Annotated in this window: 21 protein-coding genes and 1 tRNA gene; 10 read left to right on the plus strand and 12 right to left on the minus strand. The window is 71.2% G+C overall.

Annotation, left to right across the window (positions count from 1 at the left end; genetic code table 11):
* Positions 1-15 precede the first annotated feature (15 nt).
* Positions 16-672 (minus strand): ANTAR domain-containing response regulator, encoded by a 657-nt coding sequence (locus tag KBY47_RS01000; protein WP_210918895.1) that lies wholly within the window; start codon positions 670-672, stop codon positions 16-18.
* Positions 673-771: 99 nt separating this feature from the next.
* Between KBY47_RS01000 and KBY47_RS01005 the strand changes: the two genes are divergently transcribed.
* A tRNA-Leu gene (locus tag KBY47_RS01005) sits at positions 772-855 on the plus strand.
* 81 nt (positions 856-936) lie between these two features.
* Entirely contained in the window at positions 937-1,722 is a 786-nt protein-coding gene (locus tag KBY47_RS01010; RefSeq protein WP_210918896.1) for a helix-turn-helix domain-containing protein, read from the plus strand.
* Positions 1,723-1,729: 7 nt separating this feature from the next.
* Here the strand turns inward: KBY47_RS01010 and pyk are convergent, their stop codons facing one another.
* Positions 1,730-3,160, minus strand: coding sequence for a pyruvate kinase (pyk, locus tag KBY47_RS01015; RefSeq protein ID WP_210918897.1), 1,431 nt, complete (start codon positions 3,158-3,160; stop codon positions 1,730-1,732).
* Between the two features lie 175 nt (positions 3,161-3,335).
* Positions 3,336-4,040 carry an SIMPL domain-containing protein gene (locus KBY47_RS01020; protein ID WP_210918898.1) on the minus strand — a complete coding sequence of 235 codons (705 nt, stop codon included), beginning with the start codon at positions 4,038-4,040 and terminating at the stop codon, positions 3,336-3,338.
* A gap of 188 nt (positions 4,041-4,228) precedes the next feature.
* Between KBY47_RS01020 and KBY47_RS01025 the strand changes: the two genes are divergently transcribed.
* Positions 4,229-6,034, plus strand: coding sequence for a bifunctional UDP-sugar hydrolase/5'-nucleotidase (locus KBY47_RS01025; protein ID WP_210918899.1), 1,806 nt, complete (start codon positions 4,229-4,231; stop codon positions 6,032-6,034).
* Between the two features lie 45 nt (positions 6,035-6,079).
* On the opposite strand, the gene KBY47_RS01030 is transcribed toward KBY47_RS01025, so the two are convergent.
* The 4 genes from KBY47_RS01030 to KBY47_RS01045 all read right to left on the minus strand — a co-directional run bounded on the left by KBY47_RS01030 (position 6,080) and on the right by KBY47_RS01045 (position 11,289).
* A complete protein-coding gene (locus tag KBY47_RS01030) occupies positions 6,080-7,504 on the minus strand; it encodes a lysine N(6)-hydroxylase/L-ornithine N(5)-oxygenase family protein (protein WP_210918900.1) in 1,425 nt (474 codons plus the stop codon).
* A 194-nt stretch (positions 7,505-7,698) separates the two neighbouring features.
* A complete protein-coding gene (gene pepN, locus KBY47_RS01035) occupies positions 7,699-10,194 on the minus strand; it encodes an aminopeptidase N (RefSeq protein ID WP_210918901.1) in 2,496 nt (831 codons plus the stop codon).
* Between the two features lie 67 nt (positions 10,195-10,261).
* Positions 10,262-10,801: a two-component system response regulator gene (locus KBY47_RS01040; protein WP_210918902.1), complete on the minus strand. Its 540-nt coding sequence runs from the start codon at positions 10,799-10,801 to the stop codon at positions 10,262-10,264.
* A 137-nt stretch (positions 10,802-10,938) separates the two neighbouring features.
* Entirely contained in the window at positions 10,939-11,289 is a 351-nt protein-coding gene (locus KBY47_RS01045; protein ID WP_210918903.1) for a chorismate mutase, read from the minus strand.
* A gap of 154 nt (positions 11,290-11,443) precedes the next feature.
* Between KBY47_RS01045 and KBY47_RS01050 the strand changes: the two genes are divergently transcribed.
* Positions 11,444-12,346, plus strand: coding sequence for a hypothetical protein (locus KBY47_RS01050; protein ID WP_210918904.1), 903 nt, complete (start codon positions 11,444-11,446; stop codon positions 12,344-12,346).
* Between the two features lie 97 nt (positions 12,347-12,443).
* Here the strand turns inward: KBY47_RS01050 and KBY47_RS01055 are convergent, their stop codons facing one another.
* Together KBY47_RS01055 and KBY47_RS01060 are read right to left on the minus strand one after the other, a co-directional pair.
* Positions 12,444-13,364 carry an SDR family oxidoreductase gene (locus KBY47_RS01055; RefSeq protein ID WP_210918905.1) on the minus strand — a complete coding sequence of 307 codons (921 nt, stop codon included), beginning with the start codon at positions 13,362-13,364 and terminating at the stop codon, positions 12,444-12,446.
* Position 13,365: 1 nt separating this feature from the next.
* Positions 13,366-14,127 carry an SDR family oxidoreductase gene (locus KBY47_RS01060; protein ID WP_210918906.1) on the minus strand — a complete coding sequence of 254 codons (762 nt, stop codon included), beginning with the start codon at positions 14,125-14,127 and terminating at the stop codon, positions 13,366-13,368.
* A gap of 112 nt (positions 14,128-14,239) precedes the next feature.
* Here KBY47_RS01060 and KBY47_RS01065 point away from each other — a divergent pair, with 112 nt between their 5' ends.
* The 4 genes from KBY47_RS01065 to KBY47_RS01080 are packed head-to-tail and all read left to right on the plus strand — an operon-like array spanning position 14,240 to position 17,647.
* Positions 14,240-14,986, plus strand: coding sequence for an enoyl-CoA hydratase family protein (locus KBY47_RS01065; protein WP_210918907.1), 747 nt, complete (start codon positions 14,240-14,242; stop codon positions 14,984-14,986).
* A gap of 56 nt (positions 14,987-15,042) precedes the next feature.
* Positions 15,043-15,861, plus strand: a complete 819-nt coding sequence (locus tag KBY47_RS01070; protein ID WP_210918908.1) for a CoA transferase subunit A — start codon at positions 15,043-15,045, stop codon at positions 15,859-15,861.
* The gene (locus KBY47_RS01075; RefSeq protein ID WP_210918909.1) at positions 15,858-16,598 is read left to right on the plus strand and encodes a CoA-transferase subunit beta; all 741 of its coding nucleotides are present in this window, start codon (positions 15,858-15,860) and stop codon (positions 16,596-16,598) included. Before KBY47_RS01070 ends, KBY47_RS01075 begins: the two co-directional genes overlap by 4 nt.
* Complete coding sequence (locus KBY47_RS01080) at positions 16,598-17,647, plus strand: nitronate monooxygenase family protein (RefSeq protein WP_210918910.1); 1,050 nt, start codon at positions 16,598-16,600, stop codon at positions 17,645-17,647. Before KBY47_RS01075 ends, KBY47_RS01080 begins: the two co-directional genes overlap by 1 nt.
* A gap of 42 nt (positions 17,648-17,689) precedes the next feature.
* Here the strand turns inward: KBY47_RS01080 and KBY47_RS01085 are convergent, their stop codons facing one another.
* Genes KBY47_RS01085 through KBY47_RS01095 form a run of 3 tightly spaced genes read right to left on the minus strand, consistent with a single transcriptional unit; the run spans position 17,690 to position 20,319 of the window.
* Positions 17,690-18,847: an acetyl-CoA C-acetyltransferase gene (locus KBY47_RS01085; RefSeq protein ID WP_210918911.1), complete on the minus strand. Its 1,158-nt coding sequence runs from the start codon at positions 18,845-18,847 to the stop codon at positions 17,690-17,692.
* Positions 18,848-18,888: 41 nt separating this feature from the next.
* Positions 18,889-19,503 (minus strand): TetR/AcrR family transcriptional regulator, encoded by a 615-nt coding sequence (locus KBY47_RS01090; protein WP_308404997.1) that lies wholly within the window; start codon positions 19,501-19,503, stop codon positions 18,889-18,891.
* A 27-nt stretch (positions 19,504-19,530) separates the two neighbouring features.
* Positions 19,531-20,319 carry an SDR family oxidoreductase gene (locus KBY47_RS01095; protein WP_210918913.1) on the minus strand — a complete coding sequence of 263 codons (789 nt, stop codon included), beginning with the start codon at positions 20,317-20,319 and terminating at the stop codon, positions 19,531-19,533.
* A gap of 72 nt (positions 20,320-20,391) precedes the next feature.
* On the opposite strand from KBY47_RS01095, the gene KBY47_RS01100 reads away from it, so the two are divergent.
* Positions 20,392-21,531, plus strand: a complete 1,140-nt coding sequence (locus KBY47_RS01100; RefSeq protein WP_210919152.1) for an acyl-CoA dehydrogenase family protein — start codon at positions 20,392-20,394, stop codon at positions 21,529-21,531.
* Positions 21,531-22,490: an acyl-CoA dehydrogenase family protein gene (locus KBY47_RS01105; protein ID WP_210918914.1), complete on the plus strand. Its 960-nt coding sequence runs from the start codon at positions 21,531-21,533 to the stop codon at positions 22,488-22,490. The genes KBY47_RS01100 and KBY47_RS01105 overlap by 1 nt, the downstream gene beginning before the upstream one ends.
* Positions 22,491-22,494 lie beyond the last annotated feature (4 nt).

Genomic DNA, 22,494 nt, shown 5'->3' on the forward strand with positions numbered 1-22,494 from the left:
GCGTCGGGCGTCAGATCAACCCTTGGCCGCCTTCTTCTCCTCGGCGTCCTGAATGACCGCCTCCGCCACCTGCTGCATCGACATCCGCCGATCCATCGACGTCTTCTGAATCCACCGGAACGCCGCGGGCTCCGTCAGCCCGTACTCCGTCTGAAGGATCGACTTCGCACGGTCCACCAGCTTCCGCGTCTCCAGCCGCTGACTGAGATCAGCGACCTCCTTCTCCAGCTCCTTCAGCTGCGTGTACCGCGAGACGGCCATCTCGATCGCCGGTACGACATCACTCTTGCTGAACGGCTTCACCAGATACGCCATCGCACCCGCGTCCCGCGCCCGCTCCACGAGGTCGCGCTGCGAGAACGCCGTCAGCATCAGCACCGGGGCGATGGACTCCTCGGTGATCTTCTCCGCCGCGGAGATACCGTCCAGCTTCGGCATCTTCACATCGAGGATCACCAGGTCCGGCCGGTGCTCACGCGCCAGCTCGACAGCCTCCTCACCATCACCGGCCTCACCGACGACGGTGTACCCCTCCTCCTCGAGCATCTCTTTCAGATCGAGCCGGATCAGCGCCTCGTCCTCGGCGATGACGACACGGGTCGTCAGCGGAGGAACGTGCGACTTGTCGTCATCGGGCACGTCTACGGGCTGGGGCGACTCGGGGGCGGTCACTGGGGCGCTCCTTGTTCCGGGGCAGGCAGGTACTGCTGACAAGAGCCTACCTAGCTGAAGTCCTCGACGGTTACCGGGTACACTCCGAGCAGCGCTGTTGCCGGGTTGGCGGAACAGGCAGACGCTGATGTCTCAAACACATCTGTCCGAGAGGACGTGCGGGTTCGAGTCCCGCACCCGGCACCTCTGAAGCGGAGGATCACGTTCGCGTGGTTCTCCGCTTTCTGCTGCACGGAGTCACCCCGCGTGACGCACAGTGGCCACATGAACGATCACAGCACAGCCGTTCGGGAGCAGGCGCTCACGCTGCTACGCGGCGGTACGAAGAACGCGGACGTGGCCCGCAAGCTCAACGTTCCGGTCGGCACGATCGGCTACTGGAAGCACCGGGACCGGGCCAAGCGCGGGGAGTGCCCGGGAGCGCATCAGTCGCACTGCCCGCGATGCGAGGGCGAGCTGGACGAACGCGCCTACGCCTACCTCCTGGGCCTGTACCTCGGCGATGGACACGTCATCCAGAACCGCGCCAAGCGGGCCCCCAGCCTGTCCATCACATGCGCCGACGCGCATCCCGGGCTCATGGAGGAGTGCGAGACGGCCATGCGCAGGGTGTTCCCACACAACTCGGTGTGCAGAGTGCGCCGGAAGGGGTGCCGGGACGTGAAGGTGTACTCCAAGCACATGTGGTGCCTGTTCCCACAGCACGGGTCCGGAAAGAAGCACGAGCGCCCGATCGTGCTCGAACCCTGGCAGCAGGCCATCGTCAACACGCACCCCTGGGAATTCGTCCGGGGCCTCATCCACTCCGATGGATGCCGTATCACCAACTGGACGACCCGCGTCGTCGCCGGTGAGAAGAAGCGCTACGAATATCCGCGCTACTTCTTCAGCAACAAGTCGGACGACGTCCGCCGCCTCTATACCGGGACCCTCGACAGACTCGGCATCGAGTGGACGCACTGCACCCGCGGCGGGTCACCCTTCAACGTGTCCGTCGCCCGCAAAGCCTCCGTCGCCTTGATGGACGTCCACGTCGGGCCCAAGTACTGAAGGGTGTCTACTGCCTCTCCTCGCCGATGTGGTGCACCCGGACCATGTTCGTCGTGCCGGACATGCCGGGCGGGGAGCCCGCCGTGATGACGACCGTGTCGTCCTTGTCGCAGCGGGCGTACTGGGTGAGCAGGTCGTCGACCTGGTCGACCATCGCGTCGGTCGAGCCGACGTGCGGGCCGAGGAAGGTTTCCACGCCCCACGTCAGGCTGAGCTGGGAGCGCGTCGCCGGGTCGGGGGTGAAGGCGAGCAGGGGGATCGGGGAGCGGTATCGCGAGAGGCGGCGGGCCGTGTCGCCGGACTGGGTGAAGGCGACGAGGAACTTGGCGCCGAGGAAGTCGCCCATCTCCGCCGCCGCGCGGGCGACCGCGCCGCCCTGGGTGCGGGGCTTGTTGCTCTCGGTGAGGGGTGGGAGCCCCTTGGCGAGCAGGTCCTCCTCCGCCGCGGTGACGATCTTGGCCATGGTGCGGACCGTCTCGACGGGGTACTTGCCGACGCTGGTCTCGCCGGAGAGCATCACCGCGTCGGTGCCGTCGATGACGGCGTTGGCGACGTCGCTGGCCTCGGCCCGGGTGGGCCGGGAGTTGTCGATCATGGAGTCGAGCATCTGCGTGGCGACGATGACCGGCTTGGCGTTGCGCCGGGCGAGTTTGATGGCGCGCTTCTGGACGATGGGGACCTGTTCGAGGGGCATTTCGACGCCGAGGTCTCCGCGGGCGACCATGATGCCGTCGAAGGCGGCGACGATGTCGTCGAGGTGGTCGACGGCCTGGGGTTTCTCGACCTTGGCGATGACGGGGAGTCGGCGGCCCTCCTCGGCCATGATGCGGTGGACGTCGTCGGCGTCGCGTCCGCTGCGTACGAAGGAGAGGGCGATGACGTCGAAGCCGGTGCGCAGGGCCCAGCGGAGGTCGGCTTCGTCCTTGTCGGAGAGGGCGGGGACGGAGACGGCGACGCCGGGGAGGTTGAGGCCCTTGTTGTCGGAGACCATGCCGCCTTCGACGACCGTGGTGTGGACGCGGGGTCCGTCCACGGCGGTGACTTCGAGGCAGACCTTGCCGTCGTCGACGAGGATGCGTTCGCCGGGGGTGACGTCAGTGGCGAGGCCTTTGTAGGTGGTTCCGCAGGAGGTGCGGTCGCCTTGGGCGTCGTCCTCGGCGGTGATGGTGAAGTGGTCGCCGCGTTCAAGGAGTACGGGGCCTTCGGTGAAGCGGCCGAGTCGGATCTTCGGACCCTGAAGGTCGGCGAGGACGCCGACGCTGCGGCCGGTTTCGTCGGCGGCCTTGCGTACGCGCTGGTAGCGCTCCTCGTGGTCGGCGTAGCTGCCGTGGCTGAGATTGAATCGGGCGACGTCCATTCCGGCTTCGACCAGGGCTTTGATCTGGTCGTAGGAGTCGGTGGCGGGGCCCAGGGTGCAGACGATCTTTGCTCGGCGCATGTTTCGAGCCTAGGCCTTACCGATGGGTAGGGAATTGGTCCGGCATGACGACTCAACAACCTTTCAGTGAAGGGGTGTTGACAAGCGTTGAATTGTGCGGCGGGACGCTCCGATGAGCGCGAATGAAGAATTGCAGGGGCCGCGCGAATTCGGCTGTCTTTTCGGTGCAGTACGGCTAGAGGGTGGGCGGCGTCATGGTGAAGCGGGCGTTGACGGTGGCGTAGACGTGTTGCCGTTGGGGTTCGAGGTCGAGGGGTACGGCGGCGAGGTCTTCGGCGGCGCCGGAGTAGGCGACGTTGCGCATGCGGGCGGGGGTGGCGGCGCTGCGGTACGCCTCGGGGTTCTCGGCGCCGATGTCGGCGATCTCGACGAGGGCGGCGAGGGTGGTGCCGAGGGCGTCGGCGTATTCGCGGGCGCGTTGGACGGCTTCGGTGACGGCTTGTTGGCGGGCTTGCCGGTGGGCGGGTGAGGTGGGGCGGAGGGTCCACCAGGGGCCGTCGACTCGGGTGAGTTCGAGGTCGGCGAGGCGGGTGGTGAGTTCGCCGAGGGCGGTGAAGTCGGTGAGTTCGGCGGTGATGTGGACGGTGCCGTGGTAGGTGCGGACGCGTTCGCCGCGCCCGTGTTTGGTGAGTTCGGGGGTGATGGAGAAGGTGCCGGTCTCCAGGCGTTCGACAGCGTCGCCGTAGGTCTTGACGAGGTCGAGGGCGGCGGTGTTGCGGCGGGTGAGGTCGTCGAGGGCGGTGCGGCGGTCACGGCCGCGGGCGCCGACGGTGATGGTGATGCGGGCGAGTTCGGGGTCGACTTCCAGGTGGGCTTCGCCGCGCACGGCGATGCGGGGGGCGTCAGGGGTGCCGTAGGGCAGGGCGGTTGGGGTGGCCATACGTCCCACTCTGTCAGGTGTGGGGCGGTTGGCGCCCGGATGCTGCACGGGGACGCACAGGCCGGGTCACCAGATCGAAACGTTGGAGGGCTGTTGTCGTTGGTGGCGGACGCGTCAGAATCTACGCGCGTTATCCACGTGCGTTATCTACGCGCGTCGTCGCGACCACGCTCCGAGGAGTACGAGCCATGCCGTTGAATCGCCGGAAGTTCCTGAAGAAGTCCGCCGTGACCGGGGCGGGGGTGGCGATCGCCGGTGCGGCGGCGGCTCCGGCGGCGGCCGCAGCCGGGGGCGGGAAGGGCGCGAAGGGCGGCAAGCGGTACTCGCTGACCGTGCTGGGTACGACCGATCTGCACGGCCGGGTCTTCAACTGGGACTACTTCAAGGACGCCGACTACGCCGACGCGGCGGGCAACACCCAGGGTCTGGCCCGGATCTCCACGCTGGTGAACCAGGTCCGTGCGGAGAAGGGCCGCCGCAACACGCTGCTGCTGGACGCGGGTGACACGATCCAGGGCACCCCGCTGACGTACTACTACGCCAAGGTGGACCCGATCACCGCGGAGGGCGGTCCGGTGCATCCGATGGCGCAGGCGATGAACGCCATCGGCTATGACGCGGTGGCGCTCGGCAACCACGAGTTCAACTACGGCATCGAGACGCTGCGCAAGTTCGAGGAGCAGTGCGACTTCCCGCTGCTCGGGGCGAACGCGGTGGACGCGAAGACGCTGAAGCCCGCTTTCCCGCCGTACTTCATGAAGACGTTCCGGGTGCCGGGGGCGCGGCCGGTGAAGGTGGCGGTGCTGGGGCTGACGAACCCGGGTATCGCGATCTGGGACAAGGCGTACGTGCAGGGCAAGCTGGCGTTCCCGGGTCTGGAGGAGCAGGCCGCGAAGTGGGTGCCCAGGCTGAAGTCGATGGGTGCGGACGTGGTCGTGGTGTCGGCGCACTCGGGTTCGTCCGGTACGTCGTCGTACGGTGACCAGTTGCCGCATGTGGAGAACGCGGCGGCGAACGTGGCGCGGCTGGTGCCGGACATCGACGCGATCCTGGTGGGGCACGCGCATGTGGAGATCCCGGAGCTGAGGGTCACCAACGACAGGACCGGTAAGACGGTGGTGCTGTCGGAGCCGTTGGCGTACGCGCAGCGGATGTCGGTGTTCGACTTCGAGCTGGTGTTCGCCAAGGGGCGCTGGAGTGTGGAGTCGGTGTCGGCGAAGGTGCTGAACTCCAACACGGTCGAGGACGATCCGAAGATCACGAAGCTGCTGGCGGACGAGCACGCGAAGGTCGTGGAGTACGTCAACCAGGTCGTCGGCACGGCGACGGAGACCCTGACGACGGTCGAGGCCCGTTACAAGGACGCCCCGATCATCGACCTGATCACCAAGGTCCAGGAGGACGTGGTGAGGGAGGCGCTGGCGGGGACCGAGTACGCGGCGCTGCCGGTGATCGCGCAGGCGTCGCCGTTCTCGCGTACGTCGGAGATCCCGGCGGGTGAGGTGACGATCCGGGATCTGTCGAGCCTGTACGTGTACGACAACACGCTGGTCGCGAAGCTGATGACGGGGGCTCAGCTGCGGGCGTACCTGGAGTATTCGGCGGAGTACTTCGTGCGGACGGCCGCGGGTGCCGCCGTGGACGTGAGCCAGCTGACGAACGCCAACGGTCGTCCGGACTACAACTACGACTATGTGTCGGGTCTGTCGTACGACATCGACATCGCGCAGGCGGCGGGTTCGCGGATCAGGAACCTGACGTACGGCGGGGTGGCGCTCGATGACGCGCAGCAGTTCGTGTTCGCGGTGAACAACTACCGCGCGAACGGTGGTGGGGCGTTCCCGCATGTGGCGTCGGTGCCGGAGCTGTGGTCGGAGTCGACGGAGATCCGCACGCGGATCGCGGAGTGGGTGACGGCGAAGGGTGTGCTGGACCCGGAGGACTTCGCGTCGGTGGACTGGAGGCTGACGCGGGACGGTACGCCGGTGTTCTAGTCGCGTCTTGAGCGCCTTCCGGGCGTGTTCCGGGTGCGGGCGGCCTCAGATTCCGTCGACCAGGGGGGTGAGTGGTCTTGCCTCGTTCTGGCGGGTCGGCGGGATCTGGGGCCGTTGTTGTGGGAGGCCGAAGGTGGTGAAGGCGGTGCGTGGGGGGAGGGGGTAGGGGTCTTTGCCGGTGAGGGTGTTGAGGATGGTGGCGCTGCGCCAGGCGGTGAGGCCGAGGTCGGGGGTGCCGATGCCGTGGGTGTGGCGTTGGGCGTGCTGGACGTAGATGTGGCAGCCGGAGGCGGTGACGGCGGGGTCGAGGGCGATGCGGTAGTGCTCGTCGACGCGTGGGCGGTCGTGGCTGTCGCGGCGCAGATAGGGGTCGAGTCCGGCGAGGAGTCGGTCGAGGGGGCGTTCGCGGTGGCCGGTGGCGAGGATGACGGCGTCGGTGGTGAGGCGGGTGCGGGTGCCCTGTTGGGTGTGTTCGAGGTGGAGTTCGATCTTGGTGGTGGCGAGGCGTCCGGCGGTGCGGACGCGGACGCCGGGGGTGAGTACGGCGTCGGGCCAGCCGCCGTTGAGGGTGCGGCGGTACAGCTCGTCGTGGATGGCGGTGAGGGTGTCGGTGTCGATGCCGCGGTGGAGTTGCCACTGGGTGGTGAGGAGGTGGTCGCGGGCGGGTTCGGGGAGGGCGTGGAAGTAGCGGGTGTAGTCGGGGGTGAAGTGTTCGAGGCCGAGGCGTGAGTGTTCCCTGGGGGCGAAGGCGGGGGTGCGGCCGAGCCAGTGGAGGGCTTCGTGGCCTTGGGGGCGGTGGCGGAGCAGGTCGAGGAAGATCTCGGCGCCGGACTGTCCGGAGCCGATGACGGTGATGTGCCCGGCGGTGAGCAGGGTGGTGCGGTGGTCGAGGTAGTCGGCGGAGTGGACGACGGGTACGCCGGGGGCGTCGACGAGGGGGCGCAGGGCGTCGGGGACGTGGGGTTCGGTGCCGGTGCCGAGGGCGATGTTGCGGGTGTAGGTGCGGCCGAGGGTCTCGGCCCGGCCGTCGGGGTCGAGGTGGGTGTGGTCGACCTCGAAGACGTCGCGTTCGGGGTTCCAGCGGACGGCGTCGACCTGGTGGTGGAAGCGGAGTCCGGGGAGGTTGTCGGCGACCCAGCGGCAGTAGGCGTCGTACTCGGCGCGCTGGGTGTGGAGGCGTTCGGCGAAGTAGAAGGGGAAGAGGCGGTCGCGGCTTCTGAGGTAGTTGAGGAAGGTCCAGGGGCTGGTGGGGTCGGCGAGGGTGACGAGGTCGGCGAGGAAGGGGCCTTGGACGCGGGTGCCGTCGATGAGGAGGCCGGGGTGCCAGTCGAAGGTGGGGCGTTGTTCGTAGAAGACGGCGTCGAGTTCGGGGAGGGGGTGGGCGAGGGCGGCGAGGGAGAGGTTGGCGGGGCCGTTGCCGATGCCGACGCGGTGTCGGGGGGTTTCGGGGGGGTGGGGTGGCGTGCTCATGGGTGTTCTCCGGGCGCGGGCGGCGGGGATCCGCAGGTGGACTTTCAGCTTGTCCGGAGAAGTGGCGGGTGCGCGGGGGGAAGGCCGGGATCGCACCCGAAAGGGGGTACGGGGCGGGGCGGCCCGGGGGTGTCGCGCGCTGGCGGGCGGCACCCCCGGGGGGCCTCGGTGTGTCGTAAGGGTCGTGCGGGTCGTCAGGCCTGGCGGACGCGCAGTGCGCGGGCGAGGTCGTCGAGTTGGTCGATGAGCTTGCGGCGCAGGGCCGGGATGGGGTCGGCGTCGCGCAGGCATTCCTCGCCGAGGCGCAGGGTGTCGGCGTCGACGGCGTGGACGGGGAACGCCCAGCGTCCGGCGGCGTCGGCGATGGCGGGCCCGCGGCGGGCGGCGAGGGCGACGGCGTCCTCGTAGTAGCGGGTGACGTAGGGCCGTAGCAGGTCGGCCTGTTCGGGCTGCCAGAAGCCGCGGGCGGTGGCGGTGAACAGGTAGTTGGAGAGGTCGTCGCCGGTGAACATGGCCTGCCAGGCGGCGTCCTTGGCGTCGGGGTCGGGCAGGGCGGCGCGGCAGCGGGCGGCGCCTTCCTGGCCGGTGGCGCTGGGGTCGCGGTCGAGTTCGGCGGCGATGGCGGTCTCGTCGGTGGCGCCGAGGACGGCGAGTCGGCCGAGGATGCGCCAGCGCAGTTCGGGGTCGAGTTCGGGGCCGCCGGGGACGGTGCCGTCGGCGAGCCAGGCGGCGAGGGTGTCGGGTTGGGCGGCGACGTCGATGGCGTGGCGTACGGCGATCAGGCGCAGTCCGGGGTGGTCGCCGTCCTCGGTGCGGCGGATGAGGTCGCGGCAGAGGGAGGAGAGGGTGGCGAGGGCGGCGGGGCGGTCGTCGGGGGCGGTGTAGCGGTCGGCGACCTGGGTGGTGGCGAAGGCGAGGACGCCTTGGGTGACGGCGAGGTCGGTTTCGTGGGGGAGGTGGGTGCGGGCGGTGTGGAGGTAGGTGGCGGGTGGGAGTTCGCCGTCGCGGACGGCGTCCCTGAGGGCGTTCCACACGACCGCGCGGGTGAGGGGGTCGGGGAGGCCGGAGAGGTTCTCGTCGAGGGTGTGGAACGACTTCGGGTCGAAGCGGATCTTGGTGTAGGTGAGGTCGCCGTCGTTGAGGACGAGCAGGGCGGGGCGTTTGCCGATGGGGTGGGTGCCGTCGGGCTGCGGGATGTCGAGTTCGACGCGTTCGCGCAGGGTGAGGCGGCCTTCGTCGGTGAGGTCCTGGTCGTAGAGGCCGACGGCGATGCGGTGGGGGCGGGTGCCGGTGCGGTCGACGGTGAGGGTGCAGACGCCGTTCTCGCCGGGGGTGATGTGGGGGGTGAGGGTGTCGACGCCGGTGGTGCGCAGCCAGGTGTCGGCCCAGGTGTGGACGTCACGTTCGGTGGCGTCGGCGAGGGAGTCGATGAAGTCGGCGAGGGTGGCGTTGCCGAACTTGTGGCGGGTGAAGTGGTTGTTGATGCCGGTGAGGAAGTCCTTCTCGCCGAGCCAGGTGACGAGTTGGCGCAGGGCGGAGGCGCCCTTGGCGTAGGAGATGCCGTCGAAGTTGAGGAGGGCGGAGGCGGTGTCCTCGACGGATTCGGGGGCGACGGGGTGGGTGGAGGGGCGCTGGTCGGCGTCGTAGCCCCAGGCCTTGCGGGTGATGCCGAAGTCGGTCCAGGTGTCGGTGAAGCGGGTGGCTTCGGCGACGGTCTGGTAGCCCATGTACTCGGCGAAGGACTCGTTGAGCCAGATGTCGTCCCACCAGCGCAGGGTGACGAGGTCGCCGAACCACATGTGGGCCATCTCGTGGGCGATGACCATGGCGCGGGTCTGGCGTTCGGTGTCGGTGACGGCGGAGCGGTAGACGAACTCGTCGCGGAAGGTGACGAGGCCGGGGTTCTCCATGGCGCCGGCGTTGAACTCGGGGACGAAGGCCTGGTCGTAGGAGTCGAAGGGGTAGGGCTCGTCGAACTTCTCGTGGTAGCGGTCGAAGCACGCGCGGGTGACGTCGAGGATCTCGTCGGCGTCGGTGTCGAGGTGGGGGGCGAGGGAGCGGCGGCAGTGGATGCCGAAGGGGAGGCCGCGGTGTTCGGTGCGGACGGAGTGCCAGGGTCCGGCGGCGACGGCGACGAGGTAGGTGGAGACAGGTGGGGTGGGGGCGGCCTGCCAGCGGCCGTCGCCGAGGTGTTCGGTGATGCCGTTGGCGAGGACGGTCCAGCCTTCGGGGGCGGTGACGGTGAGGTCGAAGACGGCCTTGAGGTCGGGCTGGTCGAAGGCGGCGAAGACGCGTTGGACGTCGTCCATGAACATCTGGGTGTAGACGTACGTCTCGTCGTCGCTGGGGTCGGTGAAGCGGTGCATGCCCTCGCCGGTGCGGGAGTAGCGCATGCGTGCGGTGACGCGCAGTTCGTGCTCACCGGGGGTGAGGTTCTTCAGCGGGAGGCGGTTCTCGGTGAGGCTCTCGGGGTCGAGGGGGTGTCCGTCGAGCGTGGCGGAGCGCAGTTCGGCGGGCTTGACCTCGACGAAGGTGTCCGTGGCGTCCTGGTCAGCGCGGACGGTGAACCGGATGACGGTGCTGGAGTCGAAGGTGTCGTCGCCGCCTGTCAGATCGAGGTCGATCGTGTAGCGGTGGACGTCGAGGAGCCTGGCACGGTTCTGCGCTTCGTCGCGCGTGAGTACGGACATGCAGACATGCTGCCTGATGCCGCTGACAGCGCACAGGGGCGGAGGGGTTCCGTGCTCGATACGGGGGTTATGTCCGGTCCGGCTGGGGGTCGCGTTGGCCCGGCACGCGCGCGTCGGGGCCGTCGGGTTCGCCGTGGGGGTCGCCCGGGGCGCTGTCGAGGTGGGCCGGGTCGCTCTTGACGAGGGCGCGCAGTTCGCGGATCTCCTGTTGCAGTGCCAGTCGGCTCTGGTGGGCGTCGTAGAGGTAGCGGACCTTGGTGCGCAGGGTCCAGGGGTCCACGGGTTTGGGTACGAGGTCGGCGACGCCGAGGCGGAAGGCGGTGGCGGCCAGTTCCTGGTCGGGGCCGAAGCCGGTGAGCAGGACGACGGGTATGTGCTGGGTCTGTTCGAGGCGGCGCAGGTAGCGCACGACCTCCAGGCCGCTGATGCCGGGCAGCCGGACGTCGAGCAGCAGGAGGCCGACCCGGCCGCGGAGGACCTGTTTGAGGGCTTCGTCGCCGCTGGTGGCGCTGGCGAGGAGGTGACCGAGTGGGGCGAGGGCGCTCTCCAGCGCGTACAGCGTGTCCTCGTGTTCGTCGACGATGAGGATCCTGGCGTCCGGCGGCATGCCCGACCTCCCTCCCGCGCGACACCCAGGGCAGGCGGGTGCCGCTGACGTGGAGTGCTCGTCGGCTGACAAGGAGTGCACAGCGCAGCATGCCCGCTGTGTGGCCCGATGTCACGACCCCGTGGCATCTGCCCAGGTCAGTCGCGTACCGAGGTGGGTTGGTCGAGGGTGTCACCGGCGATGCTCTCGTGGTGGCGGATCACCTCGGCGATGATGAAGTTGAGGAACTTCTCAGCGAAGGCCGGGTCGAGCTTGGCGTTCTCGGCGAGGGCGCGCAGCCGGGCGATCTGGCGTGCCTCGCGCGCGGGGTCGGCGGGCGGCAGGTGGTGGGCGGCCTTGAGGTGGCCGACCTGCTGGGTGCACTTGAACCGTTCGGCGAGCATGTGGACGACGGCCGCGTCGATGTTGTCGATGCTGTCCCGCAGCCGGGCCAGCTCCGCGCGGACGGCGGGGTCGACGTCACCGGTACCGGTGTTGCTGGTGGTCATGGGGGTTCACCCTACGTGGGGCCGTGCGCGGGGAGGGGAACTCCCCCTGGCCGGTGGGCGTTGCAGGGGTGGCGGGCGGCGGATCCGTCCGGTCGTATTCCGGCCTGGCCCTCGTACAGTGGAATCGGGTTCACAGCGTCTTGGGGGTAAGGGCGTGGCGAACGACGGACCGGTCGAGCACGGCTACCCGCATCTGGAGACGGTGCGGGCCGCGATCACCGCGCTGTACAAGCGGCTGTCGTACGACACGGTCCAGTTGTTCGCGACGAGTGTGCCCCCGGTCGATGTGGCGTTCTGCGACACCGATGATCTGTATCTGGGGGCGCAGCGGGTGGCGCGTGAGCTGGTGCGGCACTACCGGTTGCCGGATGCCCGGCTGATCGTGAGCTTCCGTGAGATGACGCAGGCGGCGAACGTCGAACTGGCGGCGGGGCCGGAGTACTTCGTGGAGCTGAACGACCGGTTCCGCACGCACCGCAGGGACATCGGCGCGGCGCTGGCCCACGAGATCATGCATGTCTATCTGCACCGGCTGGACCTGTCCTTCCCGGGCACGCGGGCCAACGAGATCCTCACGGACACGGCGACGACGTATCTGGGCGCGGGCTGGCTGCTGCTGGACGCGTACCGGGAGGACGCGGCGTCGTCGCAGAAGCTGGGGTATCTCACGCCGGAGGAGTTCGGGTACGTGCTGGCCAAGCGGGCGTTGCTGTTCGGGGAGGACCCGTCGACGTGGTTCACCAGCGCGCAGGCGTACACGGCGTATGTGAAGGGCATGGCGCTGGCCCGCCGGGACGAGCGGCAGCCGCCGCTGACGGCGGCGGGCTGGGCGGGCCGCCGCCGTTACGCGCGTGACCGGCGCCAGGCTCAGGAGCACCGGCATCCCGTGCCGCTGCCGGTGCCCGACGCCCCGTACGCCTTCTCTCCGGACAGCCACGGTCCGCTGCGGGTGTCGTTCCCGTGTCCGACGTGCCACCAGCGGATCCGGGTGCCGGTACGGGGGCGGGTGCGGGCGCGGTGCGGGTTGTGCCGGACGGTGCTGGAGTGCGATACGTAGGGCCGGGGGGCGGCACGGTCGGGCCGGAGGGCGGCACGGTCGGGCCGGAGGGCGGCACGGTCGGGCCGGAGGGCGGCACGGTCGGGCGGGGGCGTGTCTATGTCCCGTGGACCGCCCCTGGTGTCTCCGCCCGCGGCAGCAGTTTCCGTACGGTCTCCCCCACCTCGCGGACGGCCCACCGCGCGCCCTTGTCGGTTCCGGGGCCGTGTCGCCATCCCTCCATCACGGTGACCCGGCCTCCCTCGACCTCGAACACCCGGCCGGTGACGCCGGAGGAGTCGGCTGAGCCGAGCCACACGACCAGTGGTGACACGTTCTCGGGTGCCATGGCGTCGAAGGCGCCTCCGGGGCCTTCGGGGGCGGCCATGGTGTGGGCGAACACCGTCTCCGTCATCCGGGTGCGGGCGGCCGGTGCGATGGCGTTGACCTGGACGCCGTAGCGTTCCAGCTCAGCCGCCGCCACGAGGGTGAGGCCCAGGATCCCGGCCTTGGCGGCGCTGTAGTTGCCCTGGCCGACGGAGCCCAGGAGTCCGGCGCCGCTGCTGGTGTTGACGACCCGCGCGGCCGGGGTGCGTCCCGCCTTCGCCTCGGCCCGCCAGTACGCGGCGGCGTGCTTCAGGGGGAGGAAGTGTCCCGTGAGGTGCACACGGACCACCGCGTCCCAGTCGTCCTCGGCGAGGTTGACGAGCATCCGGTCGCGCAGGAAACCGGCGTTGTTGACGAGGGTGTCCAGCCTGCCGTAGGTGTCCACGGCCGTGCGCACCAGGGACGCGGCGCCCTCGCCGGTCGCCACGTCCCCGCCGTGGGCTGTGGCCTCGCCGCCCGCCGCGCGGATCTCCTCGACGACGTGTACGGCGGGACTGTCCTCGCCGGGCAAGCCGTCGAGGCCGACTCCGAGGTCGTTGACGACGACGTGTGCCCCCTCGGCGGCGAAGGCGAGGGCGTGCGCGCGTCCCAGGCCGCGGCCCGCTCCGGTGACGGCGACGACGCGTCCGTCGCACAGTCGGTGCCCGTCCATCTCACCTCTCCTGTCTGTCCTGTGCGGGGTTGTCCGACTCGGCGGCGTCGAGGAAGGCCGGTCGTTCGCCGCCCCCGTGGACCAGCAGGCTCGCCCCGCTGATGTAGGCGGCGGCGCCGGAGGCGAGGAACACGGCCGCCGCGCCGACGTCGGCGGGTTCGGCGAGCCGTCCGAGCGGCACGGTGCGGGCGACGGACGCGATGCCGTCGGGGCCGCCGTAGTGCGGTGCGGCGGACTCGGTGCGGGCCATGCCGACGACGAGGGTGTTGACGCGTACCTCGGGTGCCCATTCCACGGCCATCGAGCGGGCCAGGCTCTCCAGGCCCGCCTTGGCCGCGCCGTAGGCCGCCGTGCCGGGTGAGGGCCGTCCGCCGCTGACGCTGCCGACCATCACGATGCTGCCCCGGGCCCGTCTGAGGTGCGGGTGGGCGGCGAGGGAGGTGATCAGCGGTGCGACGAGGTTCAGTTCGATGACGCGGGCGTGCCGTTCGGGTCCGGCGTCGGTGAGCAGCCGGTGGGGGGCGCCGCCCGCGTTGTTGACCAGTACGTCCACCCGGTGCCGGGCGGCGAAGAAGTCGCCCACGGCCGCCGCGTCCCGCACGTCGAGCGGTACGAACTCCACGCCGTCCACGGGGATTTCGGGGGGCCGTCGGGCGCAGCTCACCACGTGCGCCCCGGCCTCGGTGAAGGCCCGGGCGATCCCGGCTCCGACGCCGCGGGTGCCTCCGGTGACGACGACGACCCGGTCCCGCCAGTTTTCCACAGGCCCTCGGGGTCGGTTGTCCACAGGGCCTCCCGTCGGACTTCGGGTGCTGCTAGCTTCGAAGCGTCGCCGAACCTAACAAATGTTTGGTGGAAAGGTAGCTGATGTGGCCATGGGTGTCTCCACCTCGTCCCCGGAAAAGGGGATTTCCGTCGTCACCGTCGACGTTCCGCCGGTGAACGCGCTTCCGGCGCGGGCCTGGTTCGCGCTGGCCGAGGCCGTGCGCGCGGCCGGTCACGACCCGGCCGTCCGGTGTGTGGTGCTGGCGGCCGAGGGCCGTGGCTTCAACGCGGGCGTGGACATCAAGGAGATACAGGCGGGCGGCGACAGCGCGCTGCTGGCCGCCAACTCCGGCTGCGCGGCGGCCTTCTTGGGGGTGTACGAGTGCGAGACGCCGGTGGTGGCGGCCGTGCAGGGCCACTGTCTGGGCGGTGGTGTCGGCCTGGTGGGGAACGCGGACGCGATCGTGGCGAGCGACGACGCCGTCTTCGGCCTGCCCGAGCTGGACCGCGGGGCCCTGGGCGCGGCCACGCATCTGGCCCGGCTGGTCCCGCAGCACCTGTTGCGCACCCTGTACTACACCGCGCGCACGGTCACCGCGGCCGAGCTGCGGGCGCACGGCTCGGTGTGGCGGGTGGTGCCCGGAGCGGCACTGCGCGACGCCGCGCTGGAGCTGGCCCGTGAGATCGCCGCCAGGGACGGGGTGCTGCTGCGGCTGGCCAAGGCCGCCCTCAACGGCATCGACCCCGTCGACGTGCGCCGCGACTACCGCTTCGAGCAGGGCTTCACCTACGAGGCCGCTCTCAGCGGGGTGGCCGCCCGGGTCCGCGACGGCTTCGGAAGGGATGTGCCCCGGTGAACGCGCAGGTGAACGCCCCGGTGGAGGCCCCCGTGAGTGCCGGAGTGAGTGCCCAGGTGAGCGACAAGACCATGACCGCCGACGCCGCGGTCTCCCGGCTGGCCGACGGCATGACCCTCGGCATCGGCGGCTGGGGCTCCCGCCGCAAGCCGATGGCGCTGGTCAGGGCGCTGCTCAGGTCCGGCATCAGTGATCTCACGGTGGTGTCGTGCGGCGGCCCCGATGTCGGCATGCTCGCCGCCGCCGGACGGATCCGCAGGCTGGTGGCCCCGTTCGTGACGCTGGACTCGATCCCGCTGGAACCGCACTACCGCGCGGCGCGCGAGCGGGGCACGCTCGAGCTGACGGAGATCGACGAGGCGATGTTCCTGTGGGGTCTGCGGGCCGCCGCGAACCGGCTGCCGTTCCTCCCGCTGCGGGCCGGGCTCGGCTCCGACGTGATGCGGGTCAACCCGGGCCTGCGGACGGTGACCTCGCCGTACGACGACGGGGAGACGTTCGTCGCGGTGCCCGCGCTACGGCTGGACGCCGCCCTGGTGCACGTCAACCGCGCCGACCGGCGGGGCAACGGCCAGTATCTGGGGCCCGACCCGTACTTCGACGACCTGTTCTGCGAGGCGGCTGACGCGGCGTACGTGTCGTGCGAGCGGGTCGTGGAGACGGCGGAGCTGACCAAGGCGGCGGCGCCCCAGACACTGCTGGTCAAACGGCACACGGTGACCGGTGTGGTGGAGGCTCCGAACGGCGCGCACTTCACGTCCTGTGCCCCCGACTACGCCCGGGACGAGGCCGCGCAGCGGGAGTACGCGACCACGCCCTGGACCGAGTTCGCCACACGGTTCCTCGCCGAGGCTCCCCTCGGAGGGCGGACATGACCGTCTCTCCCCCGCCCACCCGCGCCGAGTACTGCGTCGTCGCCTGCGCCGAGGTCTGGCGCGGGGCCGGTGAGATCCTCGCCGCTCCCATGGGGCCGGTCCCGTCCGTCGGTGCCCGCCTCGCGCGGCTCACCTTCACCCCCGACCTGCTGCTGACCGACGGTGAGGCGCTGCTGGTGGACGCGGACGGCGTCGTCGAGGGCTGGCTGCCCTACCGGCAGCATCTGACGCTGGTCACCGGGGGCCGACGGCACGTGATGATGGGCGCGAGTCAGCTCGACCGGCACGGCAACCAGAACATCGCGTGCATCGGCGACTGGGGCCGCCCCACGCGTCAGCTCCTCGGGGTGCGTGGCGCCCCGGTCAACACACTGAACCATGCGACGAGTTACTGGGTCCCGCGGCACTCCCGGCGGGTCTTCGTGGAGCGGGTCGACATGGTGTGCGGGGTCGGCTACGACCGAGCGGCCGAGCACCCGGGGACAGCCCGCTTCCATCACCTCGCCCGTGTCGTCACCGACCTCTGCGTCCTGGACTTCGCGACCCCCGACCACTCGATGCGGCTGGCGTCGCTGCACCCGGGGGTGACCGTGGACGAGGTCCGGGAGGCCACCGGCTTCCCGCTGACCGTGCCGCCCGAGGTGCCCCCGACCCGCGAGCCGACCGCGCGGGAGCTGCACCTGATCCGCGAGGTGATCGACCCCGGCGGCACCCGCACCCGGGAGGTGCCCCGGTGATGGACACCGCGCTGACCCGTCTGGTCGGCGTCCGCCACCCCGTCGTACAGACCGGCATGGGATGGGTGGCGGGCCCGCGTCTGGTGTCGGCGGCGGCGAACGCGGGCGCGCTCGGCATCCTGGCCTCCGCGACGATGACGCTCGACCAGCTGCGGGACGCGATACGGGACGTCGCCTCCCGTACGACGGCGCCGTTCGGGGTGAACCTGCGGGCGGATGCCGGCGACGCCGCCGACCGGGTGCGGCTGCTGATCGACGAGGGCGTGCGGGTGGCCTCCTTCGCGCTGGCGCCGTCGCCGGAGCTGATCGCCGTGCTCAAGTCGGCGGGCGTGCTGGTGATCCCGTCGGTCGGGGCCCGCCGCCATGCCGAGAAGGTCGCGGCGTGGGGCGCGGACGCGGTGATCGTGCAGGGCGGCGAGGGCGGCGGGCACACCGGGGAGGTGGCGACGACGGTGCTGCTGCCGCAAGTGGTGGACGCCGTGGACATACCGGTGGTGGCGGCGGGCGGGTTCTTCGACGGGCGGGGTCTGGTCGCGGCGCTGGCGTACGGCGCGGCGGGCGTGGCGATGGGCACGCGTTTCCTGCTGACCTCGGACTCGACGGTCCCCGACGCGGTGAAGGCGCGCTACCTCGCGGCGGCGGTCGGGGACGTCACGGTGACCCGGGCGGTCGACGGCCTGCCGCACCGGATGCTGCGCACCGATCTGGTGGCCTCGCTGGAGCGTGCGGGCCGGGCCGGGGCCCTGCTCCAGGCGCTGCGCGGGGCGGTCGCCTACCGCGGGCTGTCCGGTGTGACCTGGCGCGGGATGCTGCGCGACGGGCGGGCGCTGCGGCACGGCAAGGACCTGACCTGGAGCCAGGTCCTGCTCGCCGCGAACACGCCGATGCTGCTGCGGGCGGCGATGGTGGAGGGCCGTACGGATCGGGGGGTGATGGCCTCGGGGCAGGTCGCGGGGGTGATCGACGATCTGCCGTCGTGCGCGGAGCTGGTGGACCGGATCATGAAGGAGGCGGAGGAGGTGCGCGAACGGCTCACAGCGCGGCGATGACCGCCCCGTGGCCCCTCCTGACCGCCCCGTGGCCCCTCCCTCTCAGACCCGCTCGACGATCGTCACGTTCGCCTGTCCGCCGCCTTCGCACATCGTCTGGAGGCCGTACCGGCCGCCGGTGCGCTCCAGTTCGTGCAGCAGGGTGATCATCAGGCGGGCGCCGGTCGCGCCGAGCGGGTGGCCGAGGGCGATCGCGCCGCCGTTGGGGTTGACCTTCCCGGGGTCGGCGCCGGTCTCCTTCAGCCAGGCGAGGACGACGGGCGCGAAAGCCTCGTTGATCTCGACGAGGTCGATGGCGTCGAGGGTCATGCCGGTCTTCTTCAGGGCGTGGGCGGTGGCGGGAATGGGCGCGGTGAGCATGCGGATGGGGTCCTCGCCGCGCACGGAGAGGTGGTGCACGCGGGCGCGGGGTGTGAGTCCGTGCTCGCGCACCGCCCGCTCGGAGGCGATCAGGAGCGCAGCGGCGCCGTCGGAGACCTGGGAGGAGCAGGCGGCGGTGATAGTGCCCCCGTCGAGGACGGGATCGAGCGCGGCCATCTTCTCCAGCGAGGTGTCCCGTCGCGGCCCCTCGTCGGCGGTGACGTCGCCGTAGGGCACCAGTTCGCGTGCGAAGCGTCCCTCGTCTGCGGCGCGTACCGCGCGCTGGTGCGAGCGGAGCGCGAAGGCCTCCTGGTCGGCGCGGCTGATGCCCCACTTGGCGGCGATCGTCTCGGCGCCGACGAACTGGTTCACGGGACGGTCGCCGTACCGGGCGCGCCAGCCGTCGCTGCCCGCGAACGGTCCCTCGGTGAGTCCGAGGGGTTCGGCGGCCTGCCGGGAGGCGTAGGCGATCGGGATCTGTGACATGTTCTGCACGCCGCCCGCGACCACCAGGTCCTGGGTGCCGGAGAGCACGGCCTGCGCGGCGAAGTGCACGGCCTGCTGGGAGGAGCCGCACTGCCGATCGACGGTCACGCCCGGCACCTCCTCGGGCAGTCCGGCCGCCAGCCAGCAGGTGCGCGCGATGTCCCCGGCCTGGGGTCCGACGGTGTCCAGGCAGCCGAACACGACGTCCTCGACGGCGGCGGGGTCGACGCCCGTGCGGGTCATCAGTTCCCTGAGCACATGGGCGCCGAGGTCGGCGGGGTGCGTCCCGGCGAGCCCTCCCCCGCGCCGCCCGACGGGCGTACGGACCGCTTCGACGATGTAGGCCTCGGCCATGGCGACTCCCTGATGTGCCTGGTGGGTTACGCGGTGACGGGTTACGTACGGACGGCGATTCCGTCCAGGACCATCGACAGGTACTGGCGGGCGATCTCCTCGGGGCTGTGCTGTCCGCCGGGCCGGTACCAGGAGGCGGCGACCCAGACGGTGTCGCGGACGAAGCGGTAGGTGAGCCGGATGTCGAGGTCGGCCCGGAAGACGCCCTCGACGACTCCGCGTTCCAGCGTGGACAGCCACGCCTTCTCGAACTTGCGCTGCGACTCGGCGAGGAACCCGAAGCGGTCCTGCGCGGCGAGCTGCCGGGACTCCTTCTGGTAGATGGCGACGGCGGCGCGGTGCCGGTCGATCTCCCTGAACGACTCGGTGACGAGTGCTTCCAGTGTCTCGCGGGGTCCCAGGGCGGCGTCCAGGACGGTGTCGTAGCCGTCCCAGAGTTCGTCGAGGAAGGTGCGCAGGATCTCCTCCAGCATCGATTCCTTGGAGTCGAAGTGGTAGTAGAGGCTGCCCGCGAGCATGCCCGCGTGGTCGGCGATGGTGCGCACGGTGGTGGCGTTGTAGCCCTGTTCGGCGAAGACCTCGGCGGCGGTGCGCAGCAGTTCGCGGCGGCGCTCCGGTGCGGCGGTGGTCACCTGGGGCTTCTTCTTGGTCGGCACGGGATCCATTGTGGTGGCCGCCCGCGCCTAGGGGTGCTGGCCGCTGACGGAGACGACTTCCCCGGTCAGGTAGGAGGAGTATCCGGAGGCAAGGAAGACGATCACGTTGGCCACCTCCCAGGGTTCGGCGTACCGGCCCAGGGCCTCGCGCGCGGTGAGTTCGGCCAGGAGTTCGGGTGTGGTCACCTTGACCAGGTGGGGGTGCATGGCGAGGCTCGGCGCGACGGCGTTGACGCGGACGCCGTAGGGGGCCGCCTCGATGGCGGCGCAGCGGGTGAGGGCCATGACGCCCGCCTTTGCGGCGGCGTAGTGCGCCTGTCCGGCCTGGGCGCGCCAGCCGACGACGGAGGCGTTGTTGACGAGGACGCCGCCCGTGCCCGCGGCCCGCAGCAGCCGCAGGGCGGCCCTGGTGCAGCGGAAGGTGCCGTTCAGCGTCACGTCGAGCACGCCGGACCACTGGGCGTCGGTCATGTCGGCGAGGTCTGCGGTGCCGCCGAGTCCGGCGTTGTTGACGACGATGTCCAGCCGTCCGTGCGTGCGTACGGCCGTGTCGAAGAGGGCGCGCACCTGGGTGTCGTCGGTGACGTCGCAGGGGACGGCGGAGACGGCGGCCCCGAACTCGCGCTCCAGCTCGGCCTCGTGCTCCGCGAGCCGGCGTGCGTGGGCGTCGCTGATCAGCACGCGGGCGCCCTCCTCCAGGAAGCGGCGGGCGGTGGCGCCGCCGATGCCGGTGCCCGCGGCGGCGGTGATGACGGCGGTGCGTCCGGAAAGCAGTCCGTGTCCGGGAACGTACGGCGCACCCTCGACCGTTGTCATGACGTCACGCTAATCTACCAAACACTTGTTAGGGAAGCTTCCGGGCAGGCCGACCGGGAAAGGACGGTGACCGTGGACCTCTCGCTCTCCCCCGCCGACGAGGCGTTCCGCGCCGACGCCCGCGCCTGGCTGGCGGACCGTGTGCCGCCGGTCCCGCTGCCGTCCCTGGAGACCGAGGAGGGCTTCGCCGCGCACCGCGCCTGGGAGGCCGAGCTGGCCGCTGACCGCTGGTCGGTGGTCGACTGGCCCGAGGAGTACGGCGGCCGGGGCGCGGACCTGATCCACTGGCTGCTGTTCGAGGAGGAGTACCACGCGGCGGGCGCCCCGGGCCGGGTCGGGCAGAACGGCATCAGTCTGCTCGCCCCCACCCTCTTCGAGCACGGCACCGCGGAGCAGCGCGCCCGGCTCCTGCCGTCGATGGCCACGGGCGAGGTGGTGTGGGCGCAGGCCTGGTCGGAGCCGGAGGCGGGTTCGGACCTGGCGTCGCTGCGGTCGAGAGCGGTGCGGGTGGACGGTGGCTGGCTGCTCGGCGGACAGAAGACCTGGTCCTCGCGGGCCGCCTTCGCCGATCGGGCGTTCGGCCTGTTCCGCAGCGGCCCGGGGGCGGCCGAACCGCACCAGGGCCTGACGTACCTGATGTTCGACCTGCGTGCCCCGGGTGTCACGGTCCGGCCGATCGCCCGGCTGGACGGCAGACCCGCCTTCGCCGAGCTTTTCCTGGACGAGGTGTTCGTGCCCGACGAGGACGTGATCGGCGCGCCCGGGCAGGGCTGGCGGATCGCGATGGCGACGGCCGGTCATGAGCGCGGGCTGATGCTGCGCTCCCCGGGCCGTTTCCTGGCCGCCGCGGACCGGCTGCACCGGCTCTGGCGGGCCCAGGGCAGCCCGGCGAGCGGCCGTGACCGGGTGGCCGACGCGCTGATCGGCGCCCGCGCCCATCAGCTGTTCACCTACGCCGCGGCCTGCCGCCATCGGGACGGCGAGCGGCTCGGCCCCCGGGCCAGCCTGAACAAGGTCTTCTGGTCCGAGTACGACATCGCGCTGCACGAGACGGCCCTCGACCTCCTCGGCGCGGAGGGCGAGCTGTCCGGCACCGACTGGTGCGAGCGGTACGTGTTCGCGCTCGCGGGGCCGATCTACGCGGGGACGAACGAGATCCAGCGCGACATCATCGCCGAGCGCCTGCTCGGCCTGCCGAGGGGGCGGCGCTGATGCGGTTCGCGCCCGACCCCGAGCACCGGGCGTTCGCCGCCTCGCTGCACGCGATGCTGACCGCGTCGGACACGCCCTCGGTCGTCCGGGACTGGAGCGGCGGCGACCACACGGCCGGGCGCGCGCTGTGGGGGCGCCTCGCGGAGGCGGGAGTGTTCGCGCTGGCGGTGGCCGAGGAGCACGGAGGGCTGGGCCTGCGGCCCGTGGAACTCGCCGTGGCCTTCGTGGAGCTGGGACGGCACGCGGTGCCGGGCCCGCTGGTGGAGACGGTCACGGCCGCCGCCCTGCTCACCGAATCCGGCTGCGCCAGGCGTCTGTTACCCGCCCTGGCGTCGGGCGGGTCGATGGCGACGGTGGCGTACGGCGGCCGATGGGCGCTGGACGGCGACGTGGCCGCCGTCCGGCTCACCCTCACCCGGCACGCCCTGCGGCTCACCCCCGGCCACGGCCCGCCGAGACCCTCGCTGGACCCGGCCCGCCGCCTCACTCCCCTCGCCCCGGGCGGCGAACTGCTCAGCACCGCCCCGCCCCTCGGGCAGGCCCTCGTCCTCGCCCGGGTCACGACCGCCGCCCAGGCGCTCGGCGTCGGACTCGCCCTGCTGGACCGGACCGTCGAGCACGTCAAGCGGCGGGCCCAGTTCGGGGTCCGCATAGGGTCGTTCCAGGCGGTCAAGCACCGGTTGGCGGATGTCATGATCGCCCTGGAGTTCGCCCGGCCGCTGGTGTTCGGCGCCGCGCTGACGCTGCGCCCGGCGGACGCGGCCGCCGCCAAGGTGAGCGCCTGCGAGGCGGCGTACCGGGCGGCCCGTGCCGCGCTGCAACTGCACGGCGCGCTCGGCTACACCGCGGAGTACGACCTGTCCCTGTGGCTGACCAAGGCCCGCGCCCTGCGCACGGCCTGGGGCGACCCCGACACCTGCCGTTCCGTCGTCCTGGACGGACACCGCCGCGGCCCATGACCTG

It is taken from the genome of Streptomyces sp. B93 (genome assembly GCF_018070565.1).
Taxonomy (GTDB): domain Bacteria; phylum Actinomycetota; class Actinomycetes; order Streptomycetales; family Streptomycetaceae; genus Streptomyces.